The organism is Subtercola vilae (assembly GCF_004923255.1).
Classification (GTDB): Bacteria; Actinomycetota; Actinomycetes; order Actinomycetales; family Microbacteriaceae; genus Subtercola; species Subtercola vilae.
Genome location: NZ_QYRT01000011.1, coordinates 84,453 through 104,977, shown reverse-complemented (window position 1 = coordinate 104,977; position 20,525 = coordinate 84,453). Strand labels below are relative to the sequence as shown.

13 protein-coding genes and 1 tRNA gene are annotated in these 20,525 nt (G+C 65.8%); 2 read left to right on the top strand and 12 right to left on the bottom strand.

Translation table 11 applies throughout. From position 1 onward, the window contains the following. Complete coding sequence (locus tag D4765_RS08035; RefSeq protein WP_136641768.1) at positions 1 to 3,405, top strand: error-prone DNA polymerase; 3,405 nt, start codon at positions 1 to 3, stop codon at positions 3,403 to 3,405. Positions 3,406 to 3,554: 149 nt separating this feature from the next. Here the strand turns inward: D4765_RS08035 and polA are convergent, their stop codons facing one another. The 3 genes from polA to D4765_RS08020 all read right to left on the bottom strand — a co-directional run bounded on the left by polA (position 3,555) and on the right by D4765_RS08020 (position 7,387). Next, on the bottom strand, positions 3,555 to 6,251 hold the full coding sequence (gene polA, locus D4765_RS08030) for a DNA polymerase I (RefSeq protein ID WP_136641767.1): 2,697 nt from the start codon (positions 6,249 to 6,251) through the stop codon (positions 3,555 to 3,557). Between the two features lie 46 nt (positions 6,252 to 6,297). Next, complete coding sequence (locus D4765_RS08025; protein WP_136641774.1) at positions 6,298 to 6,690, bottom strand: PaaI family thioesterase; 393 nt, start codon at positions 6,688 to 6,690, stop codon at positions 6,298 to 6,300. Positions 6,691 to 6,781: 91 nt separating this feature from the next. Continuing rightward, on the bottom strand, positions 6,782 to 7,387 hold the full coding sequence (locus D4765_RS08020) for an ANTAR domain-containing response regulator (protein ID WP_136641766.1): 606 nt from the start codon (positions 7,385 to 7,387) through the stop codon (positions 6,782 to 6,784). Positions 7,388 to 7,426: 39 nt separating this feature from the next. On the opposite strand from D4765_RS08020, the gene D4765_RS08015 reads away from it, so the two are divergent. Next, a tRNA-Leu gene (locus D4765_RS08015) sits at positions 7,427 to 7,507 on the top strand. A 7-nt stretch (positions 7,508 to 7,514) separates the two neighbouring features. On the opposite strand, the gene D4765_RS08010 is transcribed toward D4765_RS08015, so the two are convergent. The 9 genes from D4765_RS08010 to D4765_RS07970 all read right to left on the bottom strand — a co-directional run bounded on the left by D4765_RS08010 (position 7,515) and on the right by D4765_RS07970 (position 20,435). Continuing rightward, the gene (locus D4765_RS08010; RefSeq protein ID WP_136641765.1) at positions 7,515 to 8,474 is read right to left on the bottom strand and encodes an endo alpha-1,4 polygalactosaminidase; all 960 of its coding nucleotides are present in this window, start codon (positions 8,472 to 8,474) and stop codon (positions 7,515 to 7,517) included. Between the two features lie 29 nt (positions 8,475 to 8,503). Then, positions 8,504 to 9,955 (bottom strand): pyruvate kinase, encoded by a 1,452-nt coding sequence (gene pyk, locus D4765_RS08005; protein ID WP_136641764.1) that lies wholly within the window; start codon positions 9,953 to 9,955, stop codon positions 8,504 to 8,506. Between the two features lie 51 nt (positions 9,956 to 10,006). Next, positions 10,007 to 11,464, bottom strand: coding sequence for a glutamate synthase subunit beta (locus D4765_RS08000; RefSeq protein WP_136641763.1), 1,458 nt, complete (start codon positions 11,462 to 11,464; stop codon positions 10,007 to 10,009). Next, on the bottom strand, positions 11,457 to 16,049 hold the full coding sequence (gltB, locus tag D4765_RS07995) for a glutamate synthase large subunit (RefSeq protein ID WP_136641762.1): 4,593 nt from the start codon (positions 16,047 to 16,049) through the stop codon (positions 11,457 to 11,459). Before gltB ends, D4765_RS08000 begins: the two co-directional genes overlap by 8 nt. Positions 16,050 to 16,163: 114 nt before the next feature. After that, the gene (lgt, locus tag D4765_RS07990) at positions 16,164 to 17,231 is read right to left on the bottom strand and encodes a prolipoprotein diacylglyceryl transferase (protein ID WP_420824529.1); all 1,068 of its coding nucleotides are present in this window, start codon (positions 17,229 to 17,231) and stop codon (positions 16,164 to 16,166) included. Positions 17,232 to 17,304: 73 nt separating this feature from the next. Then, positions 17,305 to 18,153 carry a tryptophan synthase subunit alpha gene (gene trpA / locus D4765_RS07985; RefSeq protein ID WP_136641760.1) on the bottom strand — a complete coding sequence of 283 codons (849 nt, stop codon included), beginning with the start codon at positions 18,151 to 18,153 and terminating at the stop codon, positions 17,305 to 17,307. Beyond that, a complete protein-coding gene (trpB, locus tag D4765_RS07980; protein WP_136641759.1) occupies positions 18,150 to 19,415 on the bottom strand; it encodes a tryptophan synthase subunit beta in 1,266 nt (421 codons plus the stop codon). Before trpB ends, trpA begins: the two co-directional genes overlap by 4 nt. Before the next feature lie 10 nt (positions 19,416 to 19,425). After that, the gene (gene trpC / locus D4765_RS07975) at positions 19,426 to 20,199 is read right to left on the bottom strand and encodes an indole-3-glycerol phosphate synthase TrpC (protein ID WP_136641758.1); all 774 of its coding nucleotides are present in this window, start codon (positions 20,197 to 20,199) and stop codon (positions 19,426 to 19,428) included. 5 nt (positions 20,200 to 20,204) lie between these two features. Beyond that, positions 20,205 to 20,435: a DUF6704 family protein gene (locus D4765_RS07970; protein WP_136641757.1), complete on the bottom strand. Its 231-nt coding sequence runs from the start codon at positions 20,433 to 20,435 to the stop codon at positions 20,205 to 20,207. Positions 20,436 to 20,525: the final 90 nt, after the last annotated feature.

The window sequence follows — 20,525 nt, the reverse complement described above, 5'->3', positions numbered from 1 at the left end:
GTGCCGTCGCCACCAGAGTCCGGTGGCGACGGCACCCCGGTGGTGCCGTACGCCGAACTGCACGCGCACTCGAACTTCAGCTTTCTCGACGGAGCTTCATCTCCCGAAGAGTTGCTCGAAGAGGCGGCACGGCTCCGGATGCACGGCATCGCCCTCACCGATCACGACGGCTTCTACGGGGTGGTGCACCTGGCCGAGGCGGCCGAGGCATACCCGAGCGTTGCCACCGTGTTCGGCGCGGAACTGTCGCTCGGGCTCAGCAAACCGCAGAACGGATTTGCCGACCCCGAAGGCACCCATCTCGTGATTCTGGCGCGCAGACAGGAGGGCTACCACCGACTCTCGGCGGCGATCACCACCGCGCAGCTGGCGGGTGGGGCTGAGAAGGGGCGCCCGCTGTACGACCTCGAGCTGCTCGCAGACCAGGCCCGGGGTGGCAGCGGGGCCGACGGCAGCGAGGTGCAGGCGGGCTGGGCAGGCGCTGGCACAGGCTCGGGTGCGGGCTCACCCCGGGCATCCGGAAGCGTCGCATGGACCGTGCTGACCGGCTGCCGCAAAGGTGCCGTGCGGCAGGCGCTCGAGGCAGAGGGGCTGCCCGGTGCGTCGCGCGAACTCGACCGACTCGTGGCTCTGTTCGGGCGCGACAACGTACTGGTCGAACTGTTCGACCACGGTAATCCGCTCGACAGCGACGCGAACGATGCGCTCTATGAGTTGGCTCTCAAACACAAGGTCAACGCGGTGGCGACCGGCAATGTGCATTACGCGACGCCAAAACAGTTTCCGCTTGCGCAGGCACTGGCGGCCGTACGGGCCCGCCGCAGCCTCGATGACCTCGAGGGGTGGCTGCCGGCTTCGGCCGGGTCGCACCTGCGCTCGGGCGCCGAGATGGCGGCGCGCTTCGGCCGTTACCCGGGGGTTGTCGAACGAACGGTCGAGGTGGCCGATGACCTGTCGTTTCAGCTGCGCACGGCGAAACCACGGCTGCCTCGGCAGGAGGTTCCCGAGGGGCACACGCCCATGTCGTACCTGCGTCACCTGGTCGACGAGAACATGGCGAGCCATTACCCGCACGCAACCGCCGCCGACCGCCAGCGAATCGAGAGCGAGCTGGCAGTCATCGAGCAAAAAGACTTTCCCGGCTACTTTCTGATCGTATGGGACATCGTGCGCCACGCCCGGGAGCAGGGAATTCTCTGCCAGGGCCGGGGCTCGGCGGCCAACTCTGCGGTGTGCTTCATTCTCGACATCACCGCGGTCGACTCCATTTTCTTCAAGCTGCCATTCGAGCGGTTTCTGTCGAGCCTGCGTGACGAAGAGCCCGACATCGATGTGGATTTCGATTCGGGCAGACGGGAGGAGGTCATCCAGTACGTCTATACGAAGTACGGTCGCCGCAATGCTGCCCAGGTGGCGAACGTCATCACCTACCGGCCCAAGTTCGCGGTGCGCGACATGGCGAAGGCGCTGGGGCACAGCCCCGGGCAGCAAGACGCGTGGTCGAAGCAGATCGAGCGCTGGGGCCCTGCGATCGCCACGCAAGACCACGATATTCCTCCGGCGGTCGTGGGGCTGGCCGAGCAGGTGCTGAAGTTTCCACGCCACATGGGCATTCATTCGGGAGGAATGGTGCTCACCGACCGACCCGTGGGTGAGGTCTGCCCTATCGAGAACGGGCGAATGGATGGCCGAACCGTTCTGCAGTGGGACAAAGACGACTGCGCCTGGATGGGCCTCGTGAAGTTCGACCTGCTGGGCCTCGGCATGCTCTCGGCCCTGCAGCACTCGTTCGACCTCGTGCGCGAGAACCTCGGCGAAGACTGGAACCTCAAGAACATTCCCAAAGAAGAAGAGGGCGTGTACGACATGCTCTGCCGGGCCGACTCCATCGGCGTCTTCCAGGTCGAGAGCCGGGCGCAGATGGGCACGCTGCCGAGACTGCAGCCGCGCCGGTTCTACGACCTCGTGGTGGAGATCGCGCTGATTCGCCCGGGGCCGATTCAGGGCGGAGCCGTGCATCCGTACATCCGGCGCAAACTGGGCCTCGAACCCGTTACCTACCTGCACCCGTCGATGCAAGAATCTCTCGAACGAACGCTAGGGGTGCCGCTGTTTCAAGAGCAGCTCATGCAGGTCGCGCAGGCGGTGGGTAACTGCACACCCGAAGACGCCGACCTGCTGCGCCGGGCCATGGGGTCGAAGCGCGGTATCGAGAAGATCTCGTCGCTGAAGGAGAAACTCTTCGCCGGAATGGCCGAGAACGGCATCGAACCCGATGTGGCCGAAGAGATCTACCAGAAGATCGAGGCCTTCGCGAACTTCGGGTTCGCCGAAAGCCATTCGAACAGCTTCGCCCTGCTCGTCTATGCGAGCTCGTGGTTCAAGCTGCACTACCCCGCCGCGTTTCTGGCGTCACTGCTGCGCGCCCAACCCATGGGCTTCTACTCGCCGCAGACCCTGGTGGCGGATGCTCGTCGGCACGGCGTTGTGGTGCACCGACCCGACATTCAGCGCTCCGGCGTTCAGGCGGGGCTCGAGCCGCGGCAGGCACCGGACTCCGCCACCAATCTCGTTACCCCCACCGGTATGCCCGCCTGCGCCGTGTTCGAGCAGCCTCCGGTCAGCGGGAAGTTCGACCGCGATGCCGTTGCCGCCGCCGACGTCGCAGTTCACACCGCTCGGCACCGACGCGACGGCACCCTCGATGTGCGGCTGGGCCTCGCCGATATCACCTCCATCGGCGAGAAGGTGGGCCAGCGTATCGTCGCCGAACGCGACCGCGGCGGCCCCTACCGCAGCATGGCCGACGTGGCCCGGCGCAACGATCTGAACACCACGCAGATGGAGGCCCTCGCGTCGGCGGGGGCGTTCACCAGCCTCAACCTCACCCGGCGCGAGGCGCTGTGGGAGGCGGGCAACGCCGCGCAAGACAAGTCCGAATACCTGCCGGGCACGTTCGTCAGCGTTCAGCCGCCGCTGCTGCCGATGTTGAGCCCCACCGAGCAGGTGATCTACGACCTCTGGAGCACAGGCATCTCGCCCGACGATCATCCGGTGTCGCATTCGAGAGAACTGTTGAGCGATCGGGGTGCCCTGCCGATCTCTGCGCTGATGACCACCGAAAATGGGCGGCGCATCGAGGTGGGCGGTGTGGTGACGCACCGGCAGCGGCCGGCAACGGCGAGCGGAATGACCTTCGTGAACCTCGAAGACGAGACGGGCATCCTGAACGTGATCTGCAGCGTGGGAGTGTGGGATCGCTACCGCCGGGTAGCGCGGGAGGCGCCGGCGATGATCGTGCGCGGCATCATCGAGCGCTCGCCCGAAGGCATCCTGAACCTCATCGCTGACCGCTTCGAGCTGCTGCCGCTCGGCGCCCCCACTCGCTCCCGCGACTTTCGCTGACCGGCCGAGCCGCACGTCGCACGTCGCCCTTCGCCCTTCGCTCGACTGATCGTTGAGGTACGGGTTTTGCGCACCTGCACCGTCGCAAACCGGGCAAAACCCGTACCTCAACGGCAGCGGAGAGCGCGGCGACAACGCGGCGGCGGAACCTAGTGCGCCGCCTCGTTCCAGTTCTGCCCGCGACCGAGCTGCACGTCGAGCGGAACCTTCAGTTCGGCCGCGGTCGACATGCGGGCGGTCACGATGGCGGCCAGTTCGTTCCACTCGCCGGGGTACACGTCGAAGACCAGCTCGTCGTGCACCTGCAGCAGCATGCGCGACTTCAGCTGGTGCACCTGCAGGTCGGCCGCGATGTTCACCATGGCGATCTTCAGGATGTCGGCGGCCGTGCCCTGGATGGGCGCGTTCAGCGCCGCCCGTTCGGCGTTGTCTCGCAGCACCCGGTTGGGGCTGTTCAGGTCGGGGAACATACGGCGACGCCCGAAGATGGTCTCGGTGTAACCGTCTTCGCGCGCCTGAACCACTACGTTCCGGAGGTAGTCGCGCACTGCGCCGAAACGTTCGAAGTAGTCGCTCATCAGCTGTTTGGCTTCGGAGGTGGGAATGCGCAGCTGTTTCGACAGGCCGAACGCCGAGAGGCCATAGGCAAGACCGTACGACATGGCCTTCACCTTCGATCGCATCGCCGAGCTGACATCGGCCGGCTCGACACCGAAGATGCGCGCGCCGACGAACCGGTGCAGGTCTTCGCCCGACTGGAACGCGGCGATGAGCCCCTCGTCTTCGGAGAGGTGCGCCATGATGCGCATCTCGATCTGCGAGTAGTCGGTCGTGAGCAGGGTCTCGAAGCTCTCGCCCACCATGAAGGCCTCGCGGATGCGGCGGCCCTCCTCGGTGCGAACCGGGATGTTCTGCAGGTTCGGGTCGGTCGAGGAGATACGACCGGTGGAGCTGCCGGTCTGCACGTAGGTCGTGTGGATGCGCCGATCGGACGCGATCGACTTGTCGAGTGTCTCGACGATCTGGTTGAGCTTCGTGGCGTCGCGGTGTGACAACAGCAGGTCGAGAAACGGATGCGGCGAGCTCGCCTGCAGATCGGCCAGCGACACGGCATCGGTCGAGTACCCCGTCTTCGTGGCCCGGGTCTTGGGCATACCGAGCTGCTCGAAGAGCACCTCCTGGATCTGCTTGGGCGACCCGAGGTTGATCTCCCGCTCGATGATGGCGAACGCTTCGGCAGCGAGGGCGTTGGCGCGTGTGCTCAGCTCGCCCGAGAGTTCGGAGAGCTGCGCATGGCTGACGGCGACGCCGTCGAGCTCCATCTGCGCGAGTACCGCGAGCACGGGCATCTCGATGTCGACGAGTACCGATCGTGAGCCCTCGTCGAGCCGCTCGTTCAGGGCGCGGGCGACGCGGCCGATGTACCAGGCCTGTACGGCCGGACCGATGACCGAGTCGTCGTCGGGTACGAGCTGGTTGGGGTCAGGGGTCGGCAGGGTCTCGCCGAGCTGCCGGTCGACGAGGTCGGCCAAAGTGGGCGGGGTACCGTCGGATTTCAGCAGCCACGCAGCGATCGACGTGTCGAAAGTGATGCCCGTGGTCGGGAGCCCTGCCGAGATCATCGCTTTGATCTGGTGTTTCGCGCCGTGCATGATCTTCGGCGAATCGCTGGCCAGCCAGTTCTCGAACGGCAGGTAGTCGCGGCTGTCGGGCGACCAGGGCACAAACACGGCCGCGTCGGAGGCGGCGACTCCGAAGCCGATGGGCCGGCCATCCAGTATCTCGGCCGACAAGGCGAGCCCGAACGGCTCGGCGGCGCTGTGCCGGGTGAGCCACGCGCCGAGCTCTTCGTCGAGCTCGTTGCTCGGCACCGGTACGACGACGGCCTGCTCGTCGATGAGTGAGCCAGCAGAGCCAGCCCCGCCGCCACCGGATGCCCCACCCCCGTCGACCGTGATGCCGTCGAGTTTGAACACCCGCTCGAGCAGCGTGCGAAACTCAAGGCGCGCGAACAGATCGCGCACGGCCTGCTCGTTGACGGGCTTGCGGTCGAAGTCGGCGGGGCCTGCGCCCAGCTCGACATCGGTGAGCAGCCGGTTCAGCCGGCGGTTGCGCACCGCATTCTCCTGGAATTCGCGGAGGCTCTCGCCCACCTTGCCGCCGATCTCGTCGGAGCGGCGAAGAATCTCGTCGAGACTGCCGAACTGGTTCAGCCACTTGACGGCGGTCTTCTCGCCGACCTTCGGAATGCCGGGCAGGTTGTCGCTCGTCTCGCCCACCAGCGCGGCGATCTCGGGGTACTGGTGCGGCTCGATACCGTAGCGCTCGAAGACCTTGTCACGGTCGTACCGGGTGAGGTCTGTCACGCCCTGGCGTGACGGGTACAGCAGGGTGACGTCATCGGTCACGAGCTGAATGGCGTCGCGGTCGCCCGAGACGACCAACACGCGAAAGCCCTGCTCAGAGCCCTGTCGGGCGAGGGTTGCGAGAATGTCGTCGGCCTCGAAGTCTTCTTTTTCGAGGGTTTCGATGTTCATGGCATGCAGTACATCTTTGAGCAGGGGAATCTGGCCGATGAACTCGGCCGGGGTCTCACCGCGGGTGCCCTTGTACTCGGGGTATTCACGCGTACGAAAGGAGAACCGAGAGATATCGAACGCAACTGCCAGGTGTGTGGGCTTCTCGTTTTTCAGCAGGTTGAGCAGCATGGAGATGAAGCCGTGAATGGCGTTGGTGTGCTGCCCGTCGCGGGTCTGAAAACTGTCGACCGGCAGAGCGTAGAAGGCACGGAACGCCAGCGAATGACCGTCGATGAGCAGAAGAGTGGGGGGAACGTTGTCAGGCACAGCCCCAGCCTACTAGCGGGCTCCGACACCCCGTGGGGCTCTCGACCTACGGAAGGTCGCGCAGAAAATTCGTGATGCGAACGGTTGAAAGCCGCCGCCCGGCCTCGTCGGAGACGACGATTTCGTGCACCGTGAGGTTTCGCCCGAGCTTGATGGCCGTGCACACTCCGGTGACGACACCGGCCGACGCCGAGCCCGTGTGGCTCGCGTTGATCTCGATGCCCATGGCCAGTCGGCCCTCGCCCGCGAAGATGTTCGCAGCGAACGACCCGAGGCTCTCGGCGAGCACCACGTACGCACCCCCGTGCACCACGCCGAACGGCTGTGTGTTGCCCTCGACCGGCATGGTCGCGACCGAGCGTTCAGGGCTCAGCTCGAGAAACTCGATGCCCATCTTCTCGGCCAGGGCGCCACTGCCGCGCCCGAACAGTTCGGTCATGTCGAGGGGGGTCAGGGCATCCGGATGCCCGGTGCCGGGTGGTGTCGTCATGAGGCTCTGAAGCGTGCGGCCGTTGCCGGTGCCTCTGCGGCTACTTCTTGACCGACAGCTGCTCGATGATGGCCTGGGCCACATCGTGCATGGTGAGCCGGCGATCCATGGAGGCCTTCTGGATCCACCGGAACGCCTCAGGCTCGGTGAGCCCCATCTTCTCGTTGAGCAGGCCCTTGGCCCGGTCGACGAGCTTGCGGGTCTCGAAGCGCTCGACCAGGTCGGCGACCTCGGCCTCGAGCGTGATGATCTGGGTGTAACGCGAGAGCGCGATCTCGATGGCCGGCAGCAGGTCGCTCGGCGTGAACGGCTTCACCACGTAGGCGAGGGCGCCGGCTTCGGTTGCCCGCTCGACCAGTTCTTTCTGGCTGAAGGCGGTGAGCAGCACGACGGGGGCGATGTGACCCTTGCTGAGCCTCTCGGCTGCCGAGATGCCATCGAGAAGCGGCATCTTGACATCCATGATGACGAGGTCGGGGCGAAGTTCGGTCGCAAGCGCGACAGCGGTCTCGCCGTCGCCCGCTTCTCCTACAACTTCAAAACCGTTGTCACGGAGAATCTCGACGATGTCGAGGCGGATAAGGGATTCGTCTTCTGCAACAACCACACGACGGGGTGCGGGAGTCGACGCGGGTTGGTCAGTCACAAACACAACCCTACGGTATTCTTGTGAATGTTGACGCGAGCCGGTGTGGCGGAATGGTAGACGCGGCGCACTCAAAATGCGTTGTTGCAAAACGTGTGGGTTCGAGTCCCACCACCGGTACTCAACGTCACGGAGCACAGCTCTGGTCTACGAAGGTGGCCGAACCGGGCGCCGTGAGGCTGTGGTCTCGCACCATTGTGCTGCGGGGCCTCGGCGAAGTTGCACAGACGTGAGCAATGGCCGCGGTGAGATCTGTGCTTGAGGCCGCGCCAGCGCCGCCGGAGCCCCCGAGATTCTCGGCGTATTCGATGTCGATGACATTCTCTCCGTAGACAGCAGCGTACGCCTCGCACTCGGCGAAGCGGATGCACTCCTCTGCTACAGCGAAGTCGAACCCGGCAGCGCTGTGGGCGCGGGCGGCGAGATCGGGGGCGTTCTTCTGCCCCGCAGCCAGGTTGTTCGTGTGGGCGAGGGTCACGAGCTGCGTGGCGAACGCCAGGGCGTCGTCGACGGTGAGGGCACCGTTCGAGCGGGTGTACGAGTCGAGGTTGTCGAACTCCACGGCGCGGTAGCCGGCGGCCGAGCATCCGGAAACCGTGGCGGTGAGACGCGCAAGCAGTTCGGTGCGATTGGCGGCAGTCGAGGTGTCGAAGATCGACTCGTCGGGCCAGCCGGGGTCGCGAAGGGGGGCTCCAGATGCGTCGTGCAGCACCAGCGCGCTCGGCCAGTCGACGCCGGGCTGGCTCTGAAAGGCGTTGACGTAGCAGATCGAATAGAGGCCCGGAGCCGGCGGCGCAGTGCTATCGCGGGTGACGACCATCACAGCGGAAGCCGGAGGGAATGCCCCGCCCAGCTGGTAGTCGGCCGGTGCCCCGGCAGGCGGGAGTGCAATGCCTGCTGCGGGGCTCGAGCTCGCCGGCGACGTAGCCGACGTAGATGCCGATGTAGATGTAGATGTAGATGCTGACGCAGACGCCGACGTACTGCCTGACACCGGTTCTCCCCCGGCGCACCCGGTCAGCGCCACCACAACCACCCCGCAGCAAACCATGAAGGAGCCCAACGCTTTCACGCCGGACTCCTTCATGGTGCGACTCGAATCGCCGATGTGCAGACCTAGTGGTCGAGCGCGTCGGGGTCGGGCTTCTGCGGGTTGTGGCCTTCACCGATGATGTGCACGCGCATGTCGTTGGTGGTGCCGGCTTTTCCGGGAGGCGAACCGGAGATGACGACCACGCGGTCACCGAGCTCGGCCAGTTTCTCTCCGAGCAGAACGTCATCGACCTGAACCATGAGCTGGTCTGTGTGGTTGACGCGAGCGACCAGGTACGACTCGACACCCCACGAGAGTGCCATGCGGTTGCGGATGCCCGCCTCAGGCGTGAGCCCGATGATGGGGATGCTCGACCGAAGCCGGGTCATGCGGCGAACCGAGTCGCCCGACTCGGTGAACACCACGAGGAACTTCGCGCCGACGAAGTCGGCGACCTCGGCTGCGGCGAGCGTGATGGCGCCGGCCTGGGTGCGCGGCTTGGTGCCGAGCGCGGGGATGCGCTCGAGGCCGTGGATCTCGGTCGACTCGACGATGCGTGCCATGGTCTGCACCGTGATGATGGGGTACTCCCCCACGCTGGTCTCGCCCGAGAGCATGACCGCGTCGGCGCCGTCGAGCACCGCGTTCGCGACGTCAGACGTCTCGGCACGGGTCGGGATGGGGCTCGAGATCATCGATTCGAGCATCTGCGTTGCAACGATGACGGGCTTCGCCATGCGGCGTGACAGCTCGATGGCGCGCTTCTGCACGATGGGTACGGCTTCAAGCGGAAGCTCGACACCGAGGTCACCGCGGGCGACCATGATGCTGTCGAACGCATCGATGATCTCTTCGAGGTTGTCGACGGCCTGCGGCTTCTCGATCTTCGCGCAGACGGGAACCTTGCGGCCCTCCTCTGCCATGATCTCGTGCACGCGGGTGATGTCTGCTGCGTCGCGAACGAAGGAGAGGGCGATGAGGTCGGCGCCGAGGCGGAGGCCCCAGCGGAGGTCTGCTTCGTCTTTCTCCGACAGGGCAGGCACGTTCACGGCGACGCCGGGAAGGTTGATGCCCTTGTTGTTCGACACGTTGCCGGCCACGATGACCTCGGTCGTGACGACGGTACCGTCGGTCTCGAGAACCTTGACCTTCACCTTGCCATCGTCGATCAGCAGGAAGTCGCCGGGGGCGACGTCTTGCGGCAGGCCCTTGAACGTGGTGCCCGAGAGCTCACGGGTACCGATAACGTCGTCGGTGGTGATCTTGAAGATGTCGCCCTGGGCCAGGTAGTACGGGCCGCCCTCGAACTTGCCGAGGCGGATCTTGGGGCCCTGCAGGTCGACCAGCACCGCGACGGCGCGACCCGAGTCTGCGGCCGCCTTGCGCACGGTGGCGTAGATGCCTTCGTGTACGTCGTACGAACCGTGGCTGAGGTTCATGCGGCAGACATCAACTCCGGCGTCAATGATGGCCCGGATGTTCTCGTATGACGAGGTCGCCGGCCCGAGGGTGGCGACGATCTTTGCGCGTCTCATTCTGTGTGGTACTCCATGCTTCTGCGCGGTGTGCGCATCGGTTTGGTTCTATTAGATCGCGATTGCGCGGTCGGTTGGGGAAACGGGGAAAGGCAGTTCGGTGTCGCCTTCAAGGTACCGGTCGACACTCGAGGCCGCAGCGCGACCCTCGGCGATGGCCCAGACGATGAGCGACTGGCCGCGACCGGCGTCACCGGCAACATACAGGCCCGGGATGCTCGTGGAGTAGTCGGCACCGCGCTCGACGTTTCCGCGGGTGTCGAACACCGCCCCGACCTGGTGCGTGAGGTCATGGGTTTCGGGCCCGGTGAAGCCGAGCGCCAGCAGTACGAGGTCGGCGGGGATCTCACGTTCGGTGCCCGCTTTGGGTACGCGGCGGCCATCCAGATACTCGGTCTCGGCCACGCGGATGGCGCGAACCTCGCCCGACTCGTTGGAGAGGAACTCGACGGTGGAGGCCAGGAAGACCCGCTCGCCGCCCTCTTCGTGGGCACTCGAGACCTCGAAGAGGTTCGGAACCATGGGCCAGGGCTGGCTCTCGGCACGCTCGGTCGGTGGCTGCTGGCCGATGGCAAGGTTGGTCACAGAGAGGGCCTGCTGGCGGTGCGCGGTGCCGATGCAGTCTGCTCCGGTGTCGCCGCCGCCGAGAACGACGACGTGCTTGCCTTCAGCAGTGATCTGATCGGTGACGGTGTCGCCAGCGCCCACCTTGTTACCCTGAACGAGGAACTCCATGGCGTGGTGCACGCCCTCGAGATCGCGGCCGGGGATGACGAGGTCGCGTGGAACGGTCGCACCCGTGCAGACGATGACCGCGTCATAACGCGAACGGAGGTCGGCCCAGGTGATGTCGACGCCGATGTTGATGCCGGCGCGAAAGCGGGTGCCCTCAGCCATCATCTGCGTGAGACGCGACTCGAGGTGCTTCTTCTCCATTTTGAAGTCGGGGATGCCGTACCGCAGCAGCCCGCCGATGCGGTCGTCACGCTCGTACACGGCCACCGTGTGGCCGGCGCGGGTGAGCTGCTGTGCCGCGGCGAGACCGGCCGGGCCGGATCCGACGACGGCGACCGTCTTGCCGGTGAGACGCTCTGGCGGGTGCGGGGTGACCCAACCGTTGGCGAAGGCCTGGTCGATGATCGACACCTCGACCTGCTTGATGGTGACAGCAGGCTGGTTGATGCCGAGCACACACGAGCTCTCGCACGGTGCCGGGCAGAGCCGACCCGTGAACTCGGGGAAGTTGTTCGTGGCGTGCAGGCGCTCGATGGCCTGCCGGCCCTCGCCGCGCCACGTGAGGTCGTTCCACTCGGGAATCAGGTTGCCGAGCGGGCAGCCGTGGTGGCAGAACGGAATACCGCAGTCCATGCAGCGACCGGCCTGGCGGCGGGTCTCCGACGGGTCGGCGGCCTCGTAGACCTCTTTCCAGTCCATCAGTCGAATCGGAACGGGCCGCCGCTTGGGCACCTCACGCTCAGTGACCTTCAAGAACCCCTTGGGATCAGCCACCGGTTACCTCCAGAATTCTCTCCCAGACAACATCGCCGTCGGGGTCGAGACCCTCGTCGAGCGCCGTCTGGCGGGTTGCAAGCACAGCCGCGTAGTCACGCGGCAGCACCTTCACAAAATCACGAGCGGTCTCGTCGAAGTTCTGAAGCATCGAGGCGGCCACGGCCGAACCGGTCTCCGACTCGTGTTCGGTGAGAAGCGAACGCAGCAGGTCGTTGTCGGCCGCATCGAGCGGCAGCAGCTGCAGTTCGCCGCTGGCCACCGAGTCGGCGTTCATGAGCTCGGGGCGAAGCTTGTAGACGTAAGCAGTACCACCTGACATGCCCGCACCGAGGTTTCGCCCGGTCTCGCCGAGAATCAGCGCAATGCCACCGGTCATGTATTCGAGGGCGTGGTCGCCCACTCCCTCGGCCACGGCGATCGCACCCGAGTTGCGCACGAGAAAACGCTCACCGACGATGCCCCGGATGAACATGCTGCCGCTCGTCGCGCCGTAGCCGATCACGTTGCCGGCGATCACATTGTCTTCGGCGGCGAAGGTCGACGCACGGTTCGGCCGCACGATGACGCGGCCGCCGGAGAGGCCCTTGCCCACGTAGTCGTTGGAGTCGCCTTCAAGGCGCAGCGTGATGCCCGAGGGCAGGAACGCACCGAGCGACTGGCCGGCCGAGCCGAGCAGCGTGATCTGGATGGTGTCGTCGGGCAGGCCGTTCTCACCGTGCCGGACCGTCACCTCGTGGCCGAGCATGGTGCCGACGGCGCGCTCGGTGTTGCGGATGGGCAGGGTGATGACGACGGGCTCGCCGAACTCCAGCGCCTCTGCCGCGTCACGGATGAGGCGGTTGTCGAAGTGCTTCTCGAGCTCGTGCTCCTGCTGACGACGGTTGACGCGCGGCTCGGAGTCGGAGAACGTCGGGCCGACCAGAATGGGGCTGAGGTCGAGGCCGTCGGCCTTCCAGTGTGTGAGGGCGTTGTCGACATTCAGCAGTTCGTGGTGGCCGATGGCCTCTTCGAGCGTGCGGAACCCGAGCTCGGCCAGGTACTCGCGTACCTCCTGGGCGAGAAACTCGAAGAAGTTGACGATGTACTCTGGCTTGCCGCTGAAGCGCGCACGAAGCTCGGGGTTCTGCGTCGCGACGCCCACGGGGCAGGTGTCGAGGTGGCAGACCCGCATCATGACGCAGCCGGAGACGACGAGCGGTGCGGTGGCGAAACCGAACTCCTCCGCCCCCAACAGCGCGCCCACGATGACGTCGCGGCCGGTCTTCATCTGGCCGTCGACCTGAACCACGACGCGGTCGCGCATGCCGTTCAGCATGAGCGTCTGCTGGGTCTCTGCGAGGCCCAGCTCCCACGGGGTGCCGGCATGCTTCAAGGAGTTGAGCGGGCTCGCACCCGTTCCGCCGTCGTGGCCGGAGACCAGTACGACGTCGGCCAGGGCCTTCGTGACACCGGCCGCAACCGCGCCGATGCCGTTCTGGCTCACGAGCTTGACATGTACACGAGCTTCGGGGTTGGCGCGCTTGAGATCGAAGATGAGCTGCTTGAGGTCTTCGATGGAATAGATGTCGTGGTGTGGGGGCGGCGAGATGAGACCCACACCGGCGGTGGCGTGGCGCGTACGCGCGATCCACGGGTAGACCTTCATGGGCGGCAGCTGGCCGCCTTCGCCGGGTTTGGCACCCTGCGCCATCTTGATCTGGATGTCTGTAGCGTGCGTCAGGTACATGCTGGTCACACCGAAGCGGCCGGATGCAACCTGCTTGATCGAGCTGCGGCGTTCGGGGTCGAGAAGGCGGGCGACGTCTTCTCCGCCCTCACCGGTATTCGACTTCGCGCCGAGCCTGTTCATGGCGATGGCGAGCGTCTCGTGCGCCTCCTGCGAGATGGAGCCGTAGCTCATAGCGCCGGTGGAGAACCGCTTGACGATGGATGCGACCGATTCGACCTCGTCGAGAGCGACGGGGGGCCGGGCATCCGTGCGCAGCGTGAACAGGCCGCGGAGGGTCATCAGCTCTGCAGCCTGGTCGTCGACCAGCTTGGTGTACTCGCGAAAGATGTCGTATCGGCGCGCGCGGGTGGAGTGCTGCAGGCGGAAGACGGTGTCGGGGTTGAAGAGGTGCGGCGGGCCTTCGCGGCGCCACTGGTACTCGCCGCCGACGGCGAGCGGTTCGTGAACCGTGACGCTGCCGTCTTCGGGGTACGCGGCCGCGTGCCGGTTGGCGCTCTCGGCCGCGATGACGTCGATGCCGATGCCGCCGAGCTTCGATGAGGTGCCGGTGAAGTACTCGGAGACGAACGCCTTGTCGAGACCGACGGCCTCGAACGCCTGGGCGCCTGCGTACGACGACACCGTGGAGATGCCCATCTTCGACATGATCTTCAGAACGCCCTTGCCGAGCGCCTTGATCACGTTCTTCACGGCCTTCTCGGGCGTGATACCGGTGATCATTCCCGAGCGCACGAGGTTCTCGCACGTTTCCATGGCGAGGTACGGGTTGATCGCAGACGCACCGAAACCGATGAGGAGCGCGACGTGGTGCACCTCGCGAACGTCGCCGGCCTCGACGATCAGGCCCACCTTCATGCGATTCTGGGTGCGGATGAGGTGGTGGTGAACGCCAGAGAGCATCAGCAGCGAGGGAACAGGTGCGTGGTCTTTGTTCGAGTCACGGTCGCTCAGCACGATGAACTTGGCGCCGCGCGCGATGGCCTCGTCTGCCTCGGCGCACATCTCGGTGATGCGCTCCTGCATGGCCGACGGGCCGTTCTCCACCCGGTAGAGACCCTTGATGGTCGTGGTGGTCGAGCTGCCGGAGACGCCGTCGATGTGCTGGATCTTCGCGAGTTCGTCGTTGTCGATGACGGGAAAGTCGAGCACGACCTGGCCGGTGTGGCCGGGCGTCGCGTCGAGCAGGTTGCGCTCGGGGCCGAGGCCGAGGCGAAGAGAGGTGACGACTTCTTCACGAATGGAGTCGAGCGGCGGGTTCGTCACCTGGGCGAACTGCTGCGTGAAGTAGTCGAAGAGCAGCCGCGGGCGCTTCGAGAGCACCGCGATGGGAGTGTCGGAGCCCATGGCCCCGAGCGGCTCTGCGCCGTTCTTGGCCATCGGGGTGAGCAGAATGCGGATCTCTTCTTCGGTGAACCCGAACGTGCGCTGACGACGGGTGACCGAGGCCGGCGTGTGCACGATGTGCTCGCGCTCGGGCAGGTCGCGCAGATTGATGCGCCCCTCGTCAAGCCACTGGGCCCATGGCTCGCTTGCTGCGAGAGAGTCTTTGATCTCGTCGTCTTCGATGAGGCGACCGGCCTCGGTGTCGACGAGGAACATCTTTCCGGGGCGGAGCCGCCCCTTGCGAACGACCTTCGAGGGGTCGACGTCGAGCACGCCGATCTCGCTGGCGAGCACAACCAGGCCGTCGTCGGTGACCAGGTAGCGACCGGGGCGCAGGCCGTTGCGGTCGAGCGTGGCACCGACGAGCGTGCCGTCGGTGAAGACCAGCGCAGCCGGGCCGTCCCACGGCTCCATCAGGGTGGAGTGGAACTCGTAGAAGGCGCGCCGCTGCGGGTCGAAGGCAGCGTTGTTCTCCCACGCCTCGGGAACCATCATCATGATGGCGTGCGGCAGCGGTCGGCCAGCCAGGGTCAGCAGTTCGACGACCTCATCGAACGAGGCCGAGTCGCTGGCACCGGGCGTGACGATCGGCAGCAGGGGGGCCATGTCGCCGAGAGCAGCGCTCTTCAGCTGCGACTGGCGCGCGCGCATCCAGTTGCGGTTGCCCTGCACGGTGTTGATCTCACCGTTGTGCGCCATCATGCGAAGCGGCTGCGCGAGCGGCCACGACGGGAACGTGTTGGTGGAGTAGCGCGAGTGAACGAGCGCCAGCTTCGAGGCGAACCGTTCGTCAGAGAGGTCGGGGTAGAACGGCTCGAGCTGCAGGGTGGTGACCATGCCCTTGTACGTCAGCGTGCGCGCCGACAGCGACATGAAGTACACCTCGTGCTCGTGCTCGATGCGCTTGCGCAGGCGATAGGTGAGCCTGTCGAGCTGGATGCCCGAAGCCTTGGCCCCGTTCGCATCGTGGTGTTTCGCCTCGACGTACAGCTGCCAGATGGCAGGCATCGCTTCACGTGCCAGGCGGCCGAGCTCGTCGGGGTGCACCGGAACCTCGCGCCAGCCCAGAACCGCCAGGCCCTCTTCTTCGGCGACCTCGGTGAGCCGCTCGAGAACGGTGTCTCGTTCGGCCTTGTCAAGCGGCAGAAAAGCGTTGCCCACGGCGTAGAAGCCGACCTCGGGCAGGTCGAAGCCCGCCACAGCGCGCAGAAATTCGTCGGGAATCTGGGTGAGGATGCCCGCACCGTCGCCGGTGCCCGCATCGGAGCCGACCGCGCCGCGGTGTTCGAGGTTTCGAAGCGCGGTGAGCGCGGTCACGATGATGTCGTGACCGGCTGTTCCACGCAGCGTTGCGACCATGGCCAGGCCACAGGCGTCTTTCTCATTGCTCGGGTCGTACAGACCCTGCGACGACGGAAGCGCACTGAAGCTGAAAGCGCTGGTGGAGGAAGAGGTAGTGCTCTCAACCATAAGAATCCATCCCCCCGGAGAACTGCAACCGGGTAGCTGTGATTGGGACGCCGGCGGCCCGAGGTGAAAGGGTGGTACGAAGTGTCTACTGCTGTCGACTGGTCGTGTTGTTGTCTACAGCGTGCGTTTCGCCCCGGCCGTGCTTGTGGCACTCGGTTCGCGATCGTGAGGAAGCGGGTTGACTTCGGGGGTGTTGTCTTCAGAACTGTTGTCTTCGGAGTCTGACTCATTCGAAGCGTCGTCGCCCCGGAGATCTTCGTCTGAATACGTCTCTTTGGAGTCTACTGCAGCCGTTGCCGCCGACCACACAGTGCCGGAGGTGTACGGGCCGCGCTCGACACCGGGGTGGCGGCGCGTCTGAACGATGATGATGATGAGGCCCACCGCGATGGCGGCCCACGCGGCCCAGACGTTCGTGCGAACGCCGAAGAAGATCTCGCTCGGGTCGATGCGGATGGTCTCCCAGACGCTGCGGCCGGCGCCGTACCAGATGAGGTACGCGCCGAACAGCTTGCCCCACTGCAGGCTCAGCTTCTTGCCGATGAAGAGCAGGAACAGCACGCCCAGAACGTTCCAGATGACCTCGTATGCAAACGTGGGCTGAAAGAGGGTGCCCGGCGCGAGGCCGATCGGAATAGCAGTGTTGGGAGACGCGATCTCGAGGCCCCACCAGCCATCGGTGGGAAAACCGAAGAGTTCCTGGTTGAAATAGTTGCCGAACCTGCCGAAGGCCTGCGCGAGCAGCAGCCCGGGTGCGAGGGCGTCGGCAAAGGTCCAGAATCGGATGCCCGACAACCGGCACCCGATCATTGCGCCGATGCCACCGCCGATCAGCCCGCCGAAGATGGCGATGCCGCCCTCCCAGATGTACAGCGTCTTCGCCAGGTCTGCGCCGGGGTAGAAGTAGTCGCCAGGGTGCGTGAGTACGTGAAAGACGCGTGCCCCGATGATGCCGAGCGGCACGGCCCACAGAATGATGTCGAGAACGATGCCCGGCTCGGCCCCGCGCTTGGTGAGGCGGCGAGACGTCATGATGGTGGCGATGATGATGCCGAACAGAATGCAGAGCGCATAGATGCGGATGTTCAGCGTGAACGGCAGGTCGATACCCAGGGTCTGGAGCCAACCCGTGATGTCAAGCGAGTTGATCGACGGGCTGGGAATGCTTTGAGGCAGAAACACCGGGGTTGAAACCTTCCGTACGGGAGCAGGCGGCGAGGCGCGCGGCCAGCATCGCCAAGTGTATTCGAGTTCGCTACCTGCGCGTACCGGCAGCCAGCTCGGCGGCCACACGGGCAACTCCGGCAACGCCGTGCTCGGAGAGCGCCCGAACGAGTGCTGAGCCGACGATCGCCCCATCGGCGTACGCCAAAACCTCAGCAACCTGGTCGCCCGTCGAGATGCCGATGCCCACGCAGGCGCTGGCGGTCGAGGTGGATGCCCCGACCTCCCGCAGTCGATCGACCAGTGTTCGCGCTGCCGAGTCGACGTCGCCCCGAGCACCCGTGACGCCCATGGTCGATACGACGTAGACGAACCCGCGACTGTGGTCGACGGCGAGCTTCAGGCGCTCACTCGTGGAGGTGGGTGCGGTGAGAAACACGCGGTCGAGCCCCGTGCGGTCGCTTGTGGCGAGCCATTCTGCGCCGGAGTCGACGGTGAGGTCGGGCGTGATGAGCCCCGCGCCGCCGGCCGATACGAGGTCGTCGGCAAAACGGTCGATACCGTACTGCACGATGGGGTTGTAGTACGTCATGAGCAGAATGGGGGCATCCACTCGCGCCCTGATGGCCTCGACCGCCGTGAACGCGTCTCGCAGGCGAAACCCATTCTCGAGGGCGGTCTGGGTGGCGCGCTGGATGACCGGGCCATCCATCACCGGGTCGGTGTACGGCAACCCGAGTTCGAGTACATCGACACCGTTCTCGACCAGGGCCACGGCCGCATCGATGCTGCCGGCGAGGGTGGGGAATCCCACGGGCAGGTAGCCGATGAGCGCCCCCGCACGGTCGGAGTTGGCGCGAGCGATAGTGCGGCCGACGGGCGAGGCTGCTGCTGAGGCGGAGCCAGCGGTTGGGCCTGCTGCACTCGTGACGGCGGTCATCGCTGAACCCCTTCGGCTTCGTCGGCCTCGATGGCATCGAGTTCGGTGGCGACCAGCGCAGCTTCGTCGAGCACACCGAAGTAGCGCCCGGCGGTCTCCACGTCTTTGTCGCCGCGGCCACTGAGGTTGATGAGAATGGTGGCACCCGGGCCGAGCCTCTTGCCGAGGTCGAGCGCACCCGCCAGAGCATGGGCCGACTCGATGGCCGGAATGATGCCCTCGGTCACGCAGAGCAGCCGGAACGCGTTCATAGCCTCGGCGTCGGTGATGGGCAGGTACGTGGCCCGGCCGATCGAGGAGAGCCACGCGTGTTCTGGACCAACCCCAGGGTAGTCGAGGCCGGCCGAGATGGAGTGCGAGTCGCTGGTCTGGCCGTCAGCGTCTTGCAACATCAGGCTTCGCGAGCCGTGCAGCACGCCGGGGCGGCCGCGCGAGATGGTGGCGGCGTGCCGATCGGTGTCGACACCGTCACCCGCTGCTTCGTAGCCGTAGAGCTCGACATCGGGGTCGTCGAGAAAGGCGTGGAAGATGCCGATGGCGTTCGAGCCACCGCCCACGCAGGCGACCACGGCGGTGGGCAGGGCGCCCGTGAGGGCGAGCACCTGCTCGCGGGCCTCTTCACCGATGACCTTGTGAAAGTCGCGCACCATCACCGGAAACGGGTGCGGGCCGGCCACGGTTCCGAGCAGGTAGTGGGTGTCTTCGACGTTCGCCACCCAGTCGCGGAAGGCCTCGTTCAGGGCGTCTTTCAGCGTGCGCGTGCCGGTGGTGACCGAGACGACCTCGGCGCCGAGCAGGCGCATGCGGGCCACGTTCAGCGCCTGGCGCTCAGTGTCGACCTCGCCCATGTAGACCACGCAGCTCATCCCGAACAGGGCGGCGGCCGTGGCCGTGGCGACGCCGTGCTGGCCGGCACCGGTCTCGGCGATCAGTCGGGTCTTGCCGAGCCGCTGTGCGAGCAGGGCCTGGCCGAGCACGTTGTTGATCTTGTGCGAACCGGTGTGGTTCAGGTCTTCGCGCTTCAAAATGATGCGCGCGCCGCCGGCGTGTTCGGCGAACCGGGGAGCCTCGGTGATGATCGAGGGGCGACCGGTGTACGTGCGGTGAAGTGCTGCCAGCTCAGCAGCGAACGACGGGTCGTTCTTCGCCTCGTCGTAGGCGGCCGAGATCTCGTCGAGAGCGGCGATGAGCGATTCGGGCATGAACCGCCCGCCGAACTCGCCGAAGAAGGGGCCCTGTTCGTCGCGCAGGTGGGTGGTCATCGAACTCCAGTCATGAAATACCGAGAAATTCTTCGAGCGTGCGTGCCGGGTCGCCCGTGACGAGGGCTTCGCCCACGAGTACCACGTCGGCTCCGCTCGAGCGGTAGTGGCTGACATCGGCCGCGGTCTTCACGGCAGACTCGGCCACGCGGATGATGCCGGCAGGAATGCGGTCGGCGAGTCGCCCGAACAGGTCTTGATCGAGCTCGAAGGTGCTGAGGTTGCGTGCGTTGACACCGATCAGCGAGGCGCCGAGGTCGAGCGCACGCTCTACCTCGTCGGCGGAGTGCGTCTCGACGAGCGCGGTCATGCCGAGCGACGTGATCAGCTCGTGCAGGTGCACCAGCTCGGGCTGCTCGAGAGCAGCCACGATCAGCAGAACGAGGTCGGCGCCGGCGGCACGGGCCTCGAAGACCTGGTAGTCGAGCGTGATGAAATCTTTTCGCAGCACCGGAATCGACACCGCATCGCGCACGAGTTCGAGATCTTCGAGGGAACCCTTGAACTTGCGGCCCTCGGTGAGCACGCTGACCGTGCTCGCGCCCGCCGACTGGTACGTCGAGGCGAGGGCTGCCGGGTCGGTGATCGTGGCCAGGGCCCCGCGGCTCGGGCTCGAGCGCTTGACTTCGGCGATGATCTTGACGCGTTCAGCGGGAGCAAGGAAGGCCAGGGCATCCAGGGCCGGCGTCTGCTCGTGGGCGCGCTGTTCTATGTCGTCGAAAGAGACGAGCTGCTGCCGGGCTGCTGCATCTTCAGCGGCACCGGCGGTGAGATCTCGAAGCACCGGCGTCAGTGACTCTTCGAGACGGTTTTCGAGCCGCCCACGCCATAGCCGGCCTTCGCCAGCACGATGCCGGTGAGCAGGCCGAGGATGAGAAGACCAGCCGAAGCCCAGACGAGCCACACGATGCTGAAGAAGAAAGCGGTGGTGCCGATGGCGAAGGCCACCAGCATGATGACCACCGCCGTCCACGAGGCAGTGGAGCTGCCGTGGCCCGGTTCTGCTGACTCAATACTCATTGTGCGTGATGCTCCTCGGTGCTGTGCGCGCGGCTGCGCTGGTCGAATTCAAGTGTATCTGGTGACGGCAGCGTTGTTTGGGGCTGGCGT

Excerpts from the sequence above, each read along its gene's own strand:
- trpA (WP_136641760.1), bottom strand. The coding sequence starts at position 18,153 with ATGACCGCCGTCACGAGTGCAGCAGGCCCAACCGCTGGCTCCGCCTCA.
- D4765_RS07970 (WP_136641757.1), bottom strand. The coding sequence starts at position 20,435 with ATGAGTATTGAGTCAGCAGAACCGGGCCACGGCAGCTCCACTGCCTCG.
- D4765_RS08025 (WP_136641774.1), bottom strand. The coding sequence starts at position 6,690 with ATGACCGAACTGTTCGGGCGCGGCAGTGGCGCCCTGGCCGAGAAGATG.
- pyk (WP_136641764.1), bottom strand. The coding sequence starts at position 9,955 with ATGAGACGCGCAAAGATCGTCGCCACCCTCGGGCCGGCGACCTCGTCA.
- D4765_RS08010 (WP_136641765.1), bottom strand. The coding sequence starts at position 8,474 with ATGAAGGAGTCCGGCGTGAAAGCGTTGGGCTCCTTCATGGTTTGCTGC.
- trpB (WP_136641759.1), bottom strand. The coding sequence starts at position 19,415 with ATGACCACCCACCTGCGCGACGAACAGGGCCCCTTCTTCGGCGAGTTC.
- gltB (WP_136641762.1), bottom strand. The coding sequence starts at position 16,049 with ATGGTTGAGAGCACTACCTCTTCCTCCACCAGCGCTTTCAGCTTCAGT.